At 64.7% G+C, this 12,569-nt stretch carries 11 protein-coding genes and 1 riboswitch; of the genes, 7 read left to right on the top strand and 4 right to left on the bottom strand.

Annotated features, from left to right (window positions below; translation table 11 throughout):
• Nucleotides 1-62 precede the first annotated feature (62 nt).
• From bluB to cbiB, 4 genes are all read right to left on the bottom strand, one after another.
• Complete coding sequence (gene bluB / locus BV908_RS05760) at nt 63-824, bottom strand: 5,6-dimethylbenzimidazole synthase (protein WP_103737481.1); 762 nt, start codon at nt 822-824, stop codon at nt 63-65.
• Nucleotides 825-868: 44 nt separating this feature from the next.
• Nucleotides 869-1,062, bottom strand: a riboswitch (cobalamin riboswitch).
• Nucleotides 1,063-1,081: 19 nt separating this feature from the next.
• Complete coding sequence (locus BV908_RS05755; protein WP_103737480.1) at nt 1,082-2,563, bottom strand: cobyric acid synthase; 1,482 nt, start codon at nt 2,561-2,563, stop codon at nt 1,082-1,084.
• Complete coding sequence (locus tag BV908_RS05750; RefSeq protein ID WP_103737479.1) at nt 2,560-3,564, bottom strand: aminotransferase class I/II-fold pyridoxal phosphate-dependent enzyme; 1,005 nt, start codon at nt 3,562-3,564, stop codon at nt 2,560-2,562. The genes BV908_RS05755 and BV908_RS05750 overlap by 4 nt, the downstream gene beginning before the upstream one ends.
• On the bottom strand, nt 3,557-4,543 hold the full coding sequence (gene cbiB / locus BV908_RS05745) for an adenosylcobinamide-phosphate synthase CbiB (RefSeq protein ID WP_103737478.1): 987 nt from the start codon (nt 4,541-4,543) through the stop codon (nt 3,557-3,559). Before cbiB ends, BV908_RS05750 begins: the two co-directional genes overlap by 8 nt.
• Nucleotides 4,544-4,661: 118 nt before the next feature.
• Here cbiB and BV908_RS22715 point away from each other — a divergent pair, with 118 nt between their 5' ends.
• The 7 genes from BV908_RS22715 (at nt 4,662) to ribD (ending at nt 12,555) form a co-directional block, all read left to right on the top strand.
• Complete coding sequence (locus BV908_RS22715; protein WP_103737477.1) at nt 4,662-5,216, top strand: GspH/FimT family pseudopilin; 555 nt, start codon at nt 4,662-4,664, stop codon at nt 5,214-5,216.
• A gap of 11 nt (nt 5,217-5,227) precedes the next feature.
• The gene (gene pilV / locus BV908_RS05735) at nt 5,228-5,797 is read left to right on the top strand and encodes a type IV pilus modification protein PilV (RefSeq protein ID WP_172751354.1); all 570 of its coding nucleotides are present in this window, start codon (nt 5,228-5,230) and stop codon (nt 5,795-5,797) included.
• On the top strand, nt 5,725-6,753 hold the full coding sequence (locus BV908_RS05730) for a PilW family protein (protein WP_348639062.1): 1,029 nt from the start codon (nt 5,725-5,727) through the stop codon (nt 6,751-6,753). The genes pilV and BV908_RS05730 overlap by 73 nt, the downstream gene beginning before the upstream one ends.
• 67 nt (nt 6,754-6,820) lie before the next feature.
• The gene (locus tag BV908_RS05725) at nt 6,821-7,321 is read left to right on the top strand and encodes a PilX N-terminal domain-containing pilus assembly protein (RefSeq protein WP_172751352.1); all 501 of its coding nucleotides are present in this window, start codon (nt 6,821-6,823) and stop codon (nt 7,319-7,321) included.
• Nucleotides 7,322-7,334: 13 nt separating this feature from the next.
• Nucleotides 7,335-10,898 carry a PilC/PilY family type IV pilus protein gene (locus BV908_RS05720; protein WP_103737473.1) on the top strand — a complete coding sequence of 1,188 codons (3,564 nt, stop codon included), beginning with the start codon at nt 7,335-7,337 and terminating at the stop codon, nt 10,896-10,898.
• Nucleotides 10,899-10,919: 21 nt separating this feature from the next.
• Nucleotides 10,920-11,402 (top strand): type IV pilin protein, encoded by a 483-nt coding sequence (locus tag BV908_RS05715; RefSeq protein WP_103737472.1) that lies wholly within the window; start codon nt 10,920-10,922, stop codon nt 11,400-11,402.
• 40 nt (nt 11,403-11,442) lie between these two features.
• On the top strand, nt 11,443-12,555 hold the full coding sequence (gene ribD, locus BV908_RS05710; RefSeq protein ID WP_103737471.1) for a bifunctional diaminohydroxyphosphoribosylaminopyrimidine deaminase/5-amino-6-(5-phosphoribosylamino)uracil reductase RibD: 1,113 nt from the start codon (nt 11,443-11,445) through the stop codon (nt 12,553-12,555).
• The last annotated feature ends 14 nt before the right edge of the window (nt 12,556-12,569 follow it).

Here is a 12,569-nt window from a genome sequence, read left to right as displayed (position 1 = left end):
TCACGGGGCGCGCATCAAGAGGTGGCCGTATTGCGCGGCGGGCCCCATGCGTTGTGGCTGGCTTATGCCGGTGCGGTCTGGCGACTGCACTGCGCCGCAGCCTGGTCGCACCGCAGATGCGCGATGAGGGGCTGCTGGTCGTCGCGCTGCCCCCATTGCTCGAAGTACACCAGGTCTTCCACGGGCAGGCGTGGCAGCCAGCCAGCGGTTTCCAGTTCGGGCTTGGCGTGGAAGTGGCTGACGTAGCCGACACACAGGTAGGCGATGGGGGTGATGCTCTTGGGAATACCCAGCGCCTGCTGCAGGTCAGCCTGGTGAAAGATGCTCACCCACCCCACCCCAAGCCCCTCGGCGCGCGCGGCGAGCCACAGGTTTTGCACGGCACAGACGCTGCTGTACAGGTCCATGGTTTTCATGTGGGTACGCCCTACCACCACCGGACCGGTGCGCTCGCGGTCGCACGTGATGCAGAGGCCGATGGGCGACTCCAGAATGCCCTCGAGCTTGAGACGCTGGTACACCGCGCGCTTGTCGCCCTCGAACATACCGGCCGCTTCGGCATGGGCCTTGGCGAAGGCATCATGCACCCGGCGCTTGGTGTCCTGCGATCGCACCACCAGGAAGTTCCATGGCTGCATGAAGCCTACGGAAGGCGCATAGTGCGCCGCGGTCAGGATGCGGCTGAGCACCTCGTCCGGTACCGGGGTGGGCAGAAACTGCCCGCGCACATCACGGCGTGAAAAGATGGTGCGGTAAATGGCGTCGCGGGCCTCTTGCGTAAAGGCGTGAACGCTTTGCGTGGCTTGCGCCTGCGCGGTATTCATGGCAGTCCCCTGTGCGTGAATAGGTCGCACGCTGCCTGGCCTTGCAGCGCGATGAACGTTCAGGCCGGTCTTCTGGCTTGGATTCATCTGACCCGCCGCGCCTTCCCGGCCTTGGCGGCCAGTGGCATTGAGCGGGGGGTCATCTTCCTTACAGCGTTGGGCACGCGGCGGACTCCAACCGCCTTCCCGATTCTCCCTTTGCCTTGCGGCAGCGGGCACCTGAGGACGGGGATGATAACAACCGCAGTTATCGTCCTTTACTGCGCAGCGAGGGCATCCAACGCCCTGGGCTCGAAGTGCCGTGCGATGCCGGCGGCCAGCCCCTCAAACACCGCATCCAGTGTCGGAGCGTCGGCACCGAACAGTGCCCGCAGCACGGCTGCGTCCTCGAACAGGCCGTGCAGGTACAGGCCCAGCACATTGCCCCCGGGGTTCTGCCACGCCAACCCGGGAATGAGTTCGCGCGCCACATCGCCGCTGGCTGCCATGGCCGGGTGCTGAGCAGTCTGGCCATGGTGGATTTCGTAGCCTTGCACAGCCACGCCGGCGAGATGCCGCCAGGCGCCTTGTACGGCGCCGAAGCACTGGCGCGTGGGCCGCACGGTTTTGGTGGCCTCGAAGCTCGTCACCAACGGCAGCAGGCCCAGGCCGGGGCCATTGCCGTCCACCCCCACGGTGTCGATCAACGCCTCGCCGAGCATCTGTAGCCCACCGCAGACTCCCAGCACACGGCCACCGCGTGCCGCATGCGCAGCAATCGCCGCGTCCAACCCCTGTGCGCGCAGCCAGGCCAGGTCAGCCGCCGTGGCCTTGCTGCCGGGCAGGACGATCCAGTCGGCGCCCTCCACATCCGCGGGGCTGCGCGCCCAGGACAAACGCACACCCGGCACATTTTTGAGCGGCTGGAATTCGTCCAGATTGCTGATGCGCGGATACGCCACCACGGCGATGCGCGTATGCACGGCACCGACGGCGGTGGAGCGCATGTCGAACACGCCGTCCTCCTCGGGCAGGCCGTGGTTCCACTGCATCGGAATAGTGGCGACGACGGGCACGCCGGTCTTGTCCTGCAGCATTTGCGGCGCGGGCGCCAGCAGTGCCTCGTCGCCACGGAACTTGTTGAGCACGAAGCCAGCGATGAGCGCGCGTTCTTCCTCGGGCAGCAACGCCCATGTGCCAAACAGGTGGGCAAAGGCGCCGCCGCGGTCGATATCCGTCACCAGCAGGCAACGCGCCTCAGCATGGCGCGCCACGCGCATGTTGACCACGTCGCTGGCGTGCAGATTGATCTCTGCCGGCGAGCCCGCGCCTTCGATGACCACCACGTCGTTCTCGGCCCGCAGTGCGTCCAGCGCCGCCGCGATCTGCGGCCACACACGCTGGCTGCGGCCGCGCCATGGCAGTTGCGAAAGCTCATCGCTCACCTGACCCAGCAGCACCACCTGGCTCTTCGTGTCCGCTTCGGGCTTGAGCAGCAGCGGGTTCATGCGCACGTCGGGCACGGCCCGCGCTGCCAGCGCCTGGAAATACTGGGCGCTGCCAATCTCGCCGAACTGCTCGCCCGGTGCAGCCACCACGCGCGCGTTGTTGCTCATGTTCTGCGCCTTGAAAGGCGCCACCTTCAGGCCCTGGTTGCTGTAGTAGCGGCACAGCGCGGTGGCCAGCCAGCTCTTGCCCGCGCCGCTGGTGGTGCCCAGCACCATGACGCAGCGCGCCGGCCCGGGTCGGGTCTTGTTCATTGCGATTCCTTGTAGAGGCGCCACGATACCTCCAGCGCCCGCTGCGACTGCGGTGGCAGCACGCCCAGGCGCACATGCCCGGGCAGGCCAAACGAGGTGCAGTCGCGCAGCTTGACGCCACGCGCGCGCAGCCATTGCAGGAAGGTCCCCACATCCTGCACCGGCGGACATGCCGTGAAGAAGTTGGCGAGACTGCCCGGCGCAACGGCCCAGCCCAGGGCCGCGCACAGCGCCAGTTGCGCGGCCTTCCATTCGCGCAGGGTCGCCAGCGATTGCGCGAGCCATGCCTGCGTATCCGGCCGGACCCAGGCCGCCAACAGGGCAACACCGTCGGTACCGACTGGCCAGGAGGCCGCCAGCGCCTGCACAGCGGCGACATTGCCATCGGCGACCGCGGCACTCGGCGCAATGGCATAGGCCGCGCGCACGCCGGTCAGGCCCAGCGCCTTGTTGGGCGTCCACATCTGCCAGGCGGCATCAGGCGCTACGGTGGCGGCTCCCTCCAGGCGCAGGGGTGCATAGGCGCAGTCCAGTATGCGCAACACGCCGACAGGGGCCGGGGCGCACCACGCCGTCAGTGCAGCATCGGTCGTTCCCAACGGGCTGGCGGGTTCGCACGCCCAGTGCAGCGCCGGCTCAGAAGAAGGTGTGTGGCGGCAGTCCAGCTCCCACACCTGGGCCGCGCAGGTGTAGTCGCCGTAGCCATGCGCGGGCACAACGACCTGGCGCACGCCGCTGCGTGCCGCGTGCGCGGTGATGCGATGAATGAACTCGCTGGCGCTGGCGGCGAGCACCACGCGCTGCACCGCCACGCCGTGGAACGTGGCGATCTGCGCGCGCAGCGCGGTGTAGGCCGGGTCGGGGTAGTGGGTGAAGTCACTCTGCCGGAGTGCCGCGATGGCCTGCGGACAAGGACCGCAGGCGTTGGCGTTGGTGGAGAAGTCATGCAGCGGCACGCCCAGCGCATCCGGGCCGCCGTGCTGTGGCGCATGGTCAGACATGGGTGTGCACTATAGCTATCAATAACAGAGCTGCTACCGCAAGCACCACAAGCGCTAGCAGTGTTTTTGATGCCAAACGCACCGCACGCTGCGTGTCCGCGGCCTGGGGCGCACGCCCGGGGGCGTTCAACACGTACACACCTGGTTTGGACAGGCGCACCCCCAACGCCAGCGCCATCGCCCCCATGGGCCACCCGCCGTTGGGCGACGGCGTGAGACGCGACTGCGCGCGCAGATCAGTCAAGCGGGCGCCGTTGCCACGCGACACACCCCACAACAGCACCGCCGTGATGCGCGCGGGCAGCCAGGACAGCACATCGTCCGCACGCGCCGCCCACTTGCCCGCCCATTTCCAGTAGCGCCCACCGCGCATGCCGGGGTATCCCCACATCGCGTCGGCCGTGTTGGCGAAGCGGTACAGCGCCGCGCCCGGCAGGCCCAGCAGCACGAACCAGAACAGGGGTGCGACCACCGAGTCGCTGAGGTTCTCGGCCAGCGACTCGATGGCGCTCTCGCGCACGGCCGTCGCGTCGAGCCGTTGCACGTCGCGGCTCACCAGCCAGGACAGGCGCTCGCGCCCGGCCTGCAGCGACTCGCCCAGCGCCGCCTCCACCGCCAGCACCTCGGCGCGCAGCATGCGCCAGGCCAGCAGCGGCTTGAGCAGCAGCCCCAGCGCCAGCGCCGCGCCCCAGGCCGGCAGATGAGCCAGGGCGGCCCATTGCAGCGCGCAGGATGCTACCAAAACAATAGCTGCCAGCGAGCACCAGGCAAGGGCCGCAAGCCAAAAAGACCATAGATCGCGCCCCGTGGCCCGCTCCGGCGCCACGCGCGCGCCGCACGCGCCCAGCGCCCGCCCCATCCACACCACGGGGTGCAGGGCGGCGGGCGGCTCGCCCCACCAGCGGTCGATGGCCAGGGCCAGCAGCAGGGCAGCGGCCGTGGCGGCCGAATCGGCGCTATCGAATGACCAGACGGGCATGTACGAAGCCTAGGGCGATGCGAGGCACATATCCCCCAGGCCACCGTTCATCCGCCAGGCCCAACCACTCGGTAACCAATAGTCACACATATTTCTACTACCCCCTATCCTGCAATCCATGAAAAAAGCAGGCAATGCAGGTTTCACGCTCATCGAGATCATGGTGGTCATTGCCATCACCGCCATCCTGTTGCTCATAGGTATCCCGTCGATGAGAGCCATGGCCGAACGCAACGCGGTCGCCGGCCATGTCAACGCGCTCGTCGGCAGCATCACCCTGGCGCGCGCCGAGGCCATCAAACGCAACACGCCCGTCGTCATATGCCGCAGCACCAACGCCGAAACCGCCGATCCTCCCACATGCGCCAGCAGCGGCACCGGCTGGCAAAGCGGCTGGATCGTCTTCATGGAGCGCAGTGGCACCGGCACACAGTACCAGCCCAGCCAAGGCGACGTGCTGCTGCGGGTGCAGGGCGCGCTGACGGACAGCGGCGGCATCGAGCAGAACAAATTTATCAAGCTCCAGTTCCGCAGCACAGGCTTGCTGAGTACGGGCAACTCTCAATTCACGTTCAATTCCGCCTCCCTGACCTCCAACCAGCAGCGGCGCGTATGCGTCGCGATGACCGGCCGTGCCCGCTTGATCGACAACGACACCGACCTGTGCCAGTAATGAGCCATTTGATGAACCACCAACGTTCCACGCCCCTGCGCAGCCAGCACGGTTCGTCCTTGCTGGAAGTGCTGGTCACGATTCTCATCATGTCCTTCGGTCTGCTGGGCGTCGCGGGCCTGACGGCCGCTTCGCTGCAGGCGGTCAAGATGTCGCAGTTCCAGAGCACAGCCCTGCAACTGGTCAACGAATACGCCGACCGCATGCGTGGCAACGTGTCCGGCGTCGCCAGCAAGGCCTACGACATGACCGACGCCTACAGCGGCGCCAGCGCCAGCGTCACCGTACCTTCCTGCGCGGCGCCGCAGGCCTGCACACCTGCGGAACTGGCCAGCATAGATCGTGCCGAATGGACCAACAGCCTGCGCCGCCGCCTGCCTGGCGGCGGCTCCTACGTAGCGCTCGATGCCAATGGCCTGTCCGTGGACATCTGGATCATGTGGCAAGAACCCGGCCTGGACTTCGACAACGCCTCCACCCTCTCCGTCGCCGCCACCGGAGGAAGCCCATGCCCCGACGCGGCCCTGGCAGGCTACGCCGGCGACGCACCCATCTGCATTTACTACCGGGTCAGCATATGAGCCACGCCTGCCGTTCAACGCCCCGTGGTCAGCACGGCCGAACCCTGGTGGAACTATTGATTTCCATCACCATAGGGCTGGTCATCCTGCTCGCGCTGGCCACCGTATACCAGGGCACCACCCGCACCGGACGCCAGACCTCTGCCATTTCGCGCATGAGCGAAGATGCCGCCATCACCTTCGGCCTGCTGGGCGGCAACCTGCGCATGGCTGGCTACAGCACGCCACGGGCCTTGACGCTGCCGGGCGGGGCCATTTATGGCGGTATCCGGGCGACGGCACCAGACCGCGATTTCACGGGCGCCGGCATCCGCGGTTGCGACCATGGCTTTATGGACGAGAAACAGCCCTTCGACGCACTCGCATGTCAGACTGCCGACACCAGCCTTCCAGCCGCTTTCGCCATCCGCTTTGACGGCGATGCATCCAATACGGTACCCATCGGCGCGGACAACGATCCATCCGACTGCTTGCAAAGCGCCGTCACCACCGGCACTCCGTCGGCTATCGACCCCAGCCGCAACTACCGGCTCATTGAGTCGCGCTTCACGGCCAAGGTGGGGGGCAGTGGAACTCCAGAGCTGTTCTGCAGCGGTAATGGCAACAGTTTCACCCCGCAGCCACTCATTCAGTGGGTCGAAGACGTACAACTACGCTATGGCGTCGCCCTCGACAGCACCACCCGCGAAGTGACGCACTACGCCACGGCCGCGCAGGTCGATGCCCTCGCCGGCTCGGTGGACGAGCGCTGGTCCCGCGTGGTCAATGTCCGGCTGTGCACCGTGATGCTCAGCCAGGGCAAGGACCAGGCCGGAGCAGGCAACTACATCGACTGCGATGGCAATTCCGTGGCCTCTGCCAACGGTTTTGCCCGCCGCGCCTTCACCTCGTTTTACGCACTGCGCAATCGCAGCGGCTTTCTGACGCCGCCCGTGCCCACCCCTCCTGCCCCCTGACGCCTCCCTGAGCACCATGCGCCACCACCGCCCCATCCGTCCATCCCGGCACCAGCAAGGCGCCGTCTTGGCGATTTCACTGATCTTTCTGGCCATCCTGTCGCTGGTCGGGCTGTACGCCATGCGCTCCAGCATCCTCGGGGAACAGGTTTCCAAGAATATTCGATCCAACGAAATTGCCGCCCAGGCAGCCGAAACGGCTCTGCGCTATTGCGAAGACCAGGTCAGGACCAACCAAGCCATCACCATCCTGCCCGAATCCCTCGACCAAAGCGGCATGCCCACAGCCTGGCAGACACGCGCCAACTGGTTCAACAACAGCATCTCGGTAGAGGTCCCGGCCAGCCAACTGGCGGCCACAGGGATGCGCCCATTGCCCGTGCTGCCCCGCTGCATCATCGAACGCATGTCTTTGCCACCCGCCCCCGGCGAAGACCCGCGCGCCGTCAGCTTCATGCGCCCCCACTTGGTAACCGCCGTCGGCTTCAGCGCCGACTACGAGCGCGACAGCAGCAACCGAGCCATCTCAGGTGGCGAAGTGTGGTTGCAATCCTTTTTGATCCGATAAGAGGCCACGAGTCATGACCACCGCCCTGCCCCCTCATCTCCGTCAAGCGTTCATGGCCGCCATCGGCATGGCCGTAAGCCTGCTGCTGGCACCGAACGCCTCGGCGCAAATGCTCACCCAGCCCTTGCAAGTCGGCGGGGGCGGCGTACCGCCGAACATGGTGTTCACCCTGGACGATTCCGGCTCCATGTGGTGGGAATGCCTACCTGACAGCCTCTGCACAAACGGCTCCAATGCGCTGGAAGCCATACCGAAGCGCGACGCAGTCAGCACGGCCAACCGACAAGGCACCGCCGTGTATGACGATGTCAACGTCGTCGCGAGTAAGAAAACATCGTGGACGGCCAGTGCCAACTTGCTGTCGCGCCAGATGCGCTCCAGCGCCTATAACCCGCTCTATTACAACCCAACCATCCAGTACAAGCCCTGGCTGAAGGGTGACGGAACACGCTATCCGAACGCCCCAACCAATGCCGCGCCCGTGCTAGCCGGCGCAGCCCCGACACAGAACCTGGAAGGGGTACAGACCGTCACCTCTAACTGGTGCATCAGCCTCACCACTTGCTATAACGGCGACCAGACTGCACACCTCGCCCGCTACTACACCATGACGGGCACGGGCAGCAAGACGACCGACTTCACGCTGGTGAAAATCGAGAGCGGCAACAACGCTTACCCCAAGGCGGAAGGCCGTACGGACTGCACGGGACCCAACTGCACGTATATGGAGGAGATTCAGAACTTCGCCAACTGGTACACCTACTACCGCACCCGTGCCCTGACCGCCATCGGCGGTACCGCTGAGGCCTTTGCCGCTGTACCCAAGAATTACCGGGTCGGTTACGGTCGTATCAACACTTCCAGTGCCTCGTTGATCGACGGCGTCAGCACCACCACTCTGGAAAGCGGGGTGCGCGGTTTCTCCGACGCGAACAAGACCGCTTTCTACGACTGGCTCGCCAAGCGCACCCAACCCTCGGGCGGCACGCCCCTGCGCCAAGCCATGGACGATGTGGGCAAGTATTTCTCCCGCGCCGACAACAGAGGCCCCTGGGGCGCCGACCCTGGAACGGACGACAAAACCGCACATGCCAGTTGCCGCCGCTCGATCCACCTGCTGATGACCGACGGCATGTGGAACGGCGCCGCTGCATCCACTTCTGGCGCCACCCAAAACGTGGACGGCACGAAAGGACCCACGATCAACGGTCCGGCAGGATCAGGCCAGACCTATACCTATAGCCCCATGCCCCCCTACAAGGACAGTTCGTCAAATACTCTGGCCGACGTGGCCATGTATTACTGGAACCGTGATCTGCGCACCGATCTTGAAAACACCGTCAAGCCGATCACGGTAGCGGGCCGTGAAAACCCTGCCTTCTGGCAGCACATGGTCAACTTCACGATTGCCTTCGGCGTAAACGGGACCCTCAATAACCCTGGCGATCTGGATGCGTTGAGTAGCGGCAGCAAATCCTGGCCCAGCCCCGGCACCTCTGGTGGTACCTCAGCCGCCGTGGACGACCTATGGCACGCAGCCATCAACAGCCGCGGGCGTGCCCTGAGCGCCCGCAATTCGCAAGAGTACGCCGCTGCAATTAAATCTATTTTGGACGATATTGCCGCGATGAGCGGCAGCGAGGCTGGCGTGGGCCTATCCACCACCGAACTGCCCGCAACAGGCAGCAGCACAAAGATGTACGTCCCGTTCTTCTCCACACCCGGATGGAGTGGCGATATCAAGGCAATCAGTATTGATCAAAACGGCAAGGAAACAGGCATCGCATGGACCGCATCCAGCGTCTTGCCATCGTATGGCAACCGCAATATCTATACCTACGACCCAGAAGCCGCAGCCACCAAGGGCGTTCCGTTCAGGTGGATCTCATTGAGCAGCAACATGAAAACTGCACTCTGGGGCTCCACCACGGGTGGAGAGGCATTGGTGGATTACCTACGTGGCAGCAGCAGCGGCGAGGGCAGCGTCTACCGTCAACGCAAGACGCCATTGGGAGATATTGTCAACTCCACACCTGCCCTGGTGCATGATCTCGTCAATTCTTATTACGACTATCTCCCTCCAATATCGGGCGGAACTGATTACGGCGCCGAAACCTACCGCCGCTTCATAAAAACCAAACAACTGCGCAGCGGCCAGTTGGTGGTCGGCGCCAATGATGGCATGCTCCACATGTTCAACGAAACCAGTGGCGTAGAGTCTTTTGCGTTCATGCCGCGTTCGCTGCTGGGCGTCGTGAAACAGCTCGCCAATACCGACTATACCCACCGCTATTATGTGGATGGCCCCGCCTACGAATCCGATGTGTACGACCGATCCGCCGCGCGCTGGCGCAATCTGGTACAAGGCTTTGGCGGCGCAGGGGGCAAATACCTCTATACCATTCGCATGCCCACAGCGGACTGGATCAGCGGCGACACCCCGCCCGCAACCTTATCCGATACAGCTTCAGCCCCTGGCGCTGGCGACATCCTTTGGGAAGTTAACGATCAGACCACCGGCTTCAGCGAAATGGGCTATGTACTCAGTAAGCCTGAAACCGGCGTGACACGCGATGGCACCTGGGTCACCATTTTTGGCAACGGCTACGAAAGCGCGAGCGGCAAGGCTCAGCTGTTCATCGTCAATGCTCTGACCGGCGCTCTGATCAAGGTCATCGACACAGGGGCAGGCTCCACCACGGCGCCCAACGGCCTTGGGGGCGTAGGCGTGGTGCGCGACGGGCAGCAACGCATCGTGGCCGCCTATGCGGGCGACCTACAAGGCAATCTCTGGAAATTCGATCTGTCCTCCACCAATCCCACAGGTGATTGGAAAGTTGCATTTGCAGGCAAACCCCTTTTCAAGGCAACCAACGCGGATGGCAAGCCAGAACCCATTACTGCTAAGCCAGGTTTCCGTGCCTTTCCCAAAGGCGGGGTCATGGTGCTTTTTGGAACGGGAAAGCTGTTCGACCAAAAGGACCAGACCGACAACGACAAACGAACCATGTACGGAATATGGGACAAGGTCACCATCGGCAGTGGCCCTGGAACTGCAGCCGATGCGCTGGCCGATTCTGCACTACTCGTTACACAGAACGTAGAAACCACACCCATGCCAGGTTCGAACGTTTACGTCTACCGGAAAATCAACATCACTAGCGTTGATTACAAGGAAAAGCGCGGTTGGAGACTGCCCCTGATCATTGGTAGCGGCGAGCGTGTGGTAGACGATCCTCAAATACTTTATGACCGCATCCTCATGCAAACGGTGACGCTCTCGAATATCAGTGACTCCTGCCAGGCCGCCTTGATGGTTCGCCGAGGATACATGCTCGACCCATTTATGTCCAGTTCAACACCGCCGCCCTTCGATGCAAATATCGACGGCACCATGGACAGTCATATTGTTGACCTCGAAGGTACGGGCGCCAACAAGGTAGTCATGCAGACGCCGGTGGACAAGCAAAGGACGGCCGTTATTATTGGCGCAGAGGCCACCGGCGGCATCAAGGTGAATCTTGGTGCCGATGCCATCCGCCGCCAATGGCGGAGCCTTGTTTCCCCACCCAAGTGACCCTACACATCATCGATCAAAATGAAAATCACGATAATATATTCACGAAAAAACATCCACGGCTTCACTTTAATAGAAATCATGATCGTGGTGGCTATCGTGGCCATTCTCTCAGCAATTGCACTTCCAAGCTATCAAGAGTCGATCCGAAAATCCAAACGTGCAGAAGCACGTGCTCAACTAATGGAGGTATCGCAGTATATGCAGCGGTTTTATTCACAAAACGACCGTTACGACAAAGCAAATGACGCTGCTGGCACAGCCATCACCCTCCCCGCAGCATTGACCACCGTACCCAAGGGCACCGCCTCCGGCCAGGAGGACTACACGATCCGTTTTCAAGCCGACACCTTGCAAGCCCGCAGCTTCACCTTGGAAGCCGTTCCGCGTGCCGGAGGTGCCATGGCAGGTGACAAATGCGGCACCTTGCGCATCAGCAACGTGGGGCGACGCACCATTGGCGGCGGCGCAGCCGGCATGACTGCAGCCACCTGCTGGCGCTGAGGCTACGTGGGCGCACCGGCGCGCTACCATCGCCAGCGCCATGACAGACGCCTCCCCCTTCATCACCCAGGCGCTTGGGCTCGCCGCCCAGGCGCTTTTTCTTTCCAACCCCAATCCGCGCGTGGGCTGCGTCATCGCCGACGATGGTGGCGCCGTGCTGGGCCAGGGCTTCACCCAGCAGGCCGGCGGCCCGCATGCCGAGGTGATGGCGCTGCGCGACGCGCAAGCACGCGGCCATGACGTGCGCGGCGCGACGGCCTACGTGACGCTGGAGCCCTGCGCGCACCAGGGGCGCACGGGGCCGTGCTGCGACGCGCTGGTCCAGGCCGGCATAGGGCGCGTGGTGGCGTCCATCGCGGACCCCAACCCGCTGGTGGCGGGCCAGGGCTTCGCGCGGCTGCGGGCCGCGGGCGTCGACGTGCAGGTGGGGCCGGGCGCGCAGCAGTCGCGCGAGCTCAACATCGGCTTCTTCAGCCGCATGGTGCGCGGCACGCCCTGGGTGCGCATGAAGGCCGCGGCCTCGCTGGACGGGGTGACGGCGCTGGCCAATGGCGCCAGCCAGTGGATCACCGGGCCCGCCGCGCGCGCCGACGGCCATGCCTGGCGCGCGCGCGCCTGCGCGGTGCTGACCGGCATCGGCACGGTGCTGGAGGACGACCCGCTGCTGAACGTGCGCGAGGTGGCCACGCCGCGCCAGCCGCACCTGGTGGTCGTGGACAGCCGGCTGCAGACGCCGCCCGGCGCGCGCCTGTTCGACGTGCCCGGGCGGCGCGTGCTCGTCTACACCGCCGACGGCTTCCCCGACAGGGCGCAGGCGCTGCGCTCGCGCGGCGCCACGGTCACCGTGCTGCCCAACGCGCACGGCAAGGTGGACCTGCCCGCCATGCTGCGCGACCTGGGCGCGGGCGGCGTGAACGAGCTGCACCTGGAGGCTGGCCACAAGCTCAACGGCTCCTTCCTGCGCGAGGGTCTGGTCGACGAACTACTGCTGTACCAGGCCCCCCTGCTGCTGGGCAGCGGCGCGCACGGGCTGGCGAGCTGGGGGCCGCTGCAGGCCCTCGCGGACGGCCTGCGCATGGAGTTCCACGGCGTGCAGCAGATGGGGCCGGACCTGCGGCTGGTCGCCCGCGTGGCCGGGCGGGCCGATTTCTGACGCAGCCGCCCCAT

It is taken from the genome of Diaphorobacter sp. LR2014-1 (assembly GCF_002916785.1).
GTDB lineage: Bacteria > Pseudomonadota > Gammaproteobacteria > Burkholderiales > Burkholderiaceae_C > Diaphorobacter > Diaphorobacter nitroreducens.
The sequence above is the reverse complement of the archived record's forward strand: the minus strand, read 5'-3'. Positions and strand labels throughout refer to the sequence as shown.

What these genes read in the sequence shown, in the direction of transcription:
- cbiB (WP_103737478.1), bottom strand. Translation starts at nt 4,543, where the DNA reads ATGCCCGTCTGGTCATTCGATAGCGCCGATTCGGCCGCCACGGCCGCT.
- BV908_RS05750 (WP_103737479.1), bottom strand. Translation starts at nt 3,564, where the DNA reads ATGTCTGACCATGCGCCACAGCACGGCGGCCCGGATGCGCTGGGCGTG.
- ribD (WP_103737471.1), top strand. Translation starts at nt 11,443, where the DNA reads ATGACAGACGCCTCCCCCTTCATCACCCAGGCGCTTGGGCTCGCCGCC.
- BV908_RS05755 (WP_103737480.1), bottom strand. Translation starts at nt 2,563, where the DNA reads ATGAACAAGACCCGACCCGGGCCGGCGCGCTGCGTCATGGTGCTGGGC.
- pilV (WP_172751354.1), top strand. Translation starts at nt 5,228, where the DNA reads ATGAACCACCAACGTTCCACGCCCCTGCGCAGCCAGCACGGTTCGTCC.
- BV908_RS22715 (WP_103737477.1), top strand. Translation starts at nt 4,662, where the DNA reads ATGAAAAAAGCAGGCAATGCAGGTTTCACGCTCATCGAGATCATGGTG.
- BV908_RS05715 (WP_103737472.1), top strand. Translation starts at nt 10,920, where the DNA reads ATGAAAATCACGATAATATATTCACGAAAAAACATCCACGGCTTCACT.
- BV908_RS05720 (WP_103737473.1), top strand. Translation starts at nt 7,335, where the DNA reads ATGACCACCGCCCTGCCCCCTCATCTCCGTCAAGCGTTCATGGCCGCC.
- BV908_RS05730 (WP_348639062.1), top strand. Translation starts at nt 5,725, where the DNA reads ATGCCCCGACGCGGCCCTGGCAGGCTACGCCGGCGACGCACCCATCTG.
- bluB (WP_103737481.1), bottom strand. Translation starts at nt 824, where the DNA reads ATGAATACCGCGCAGGCGCAAGCCACGCAAAGCGTTCACGCCTTTACG.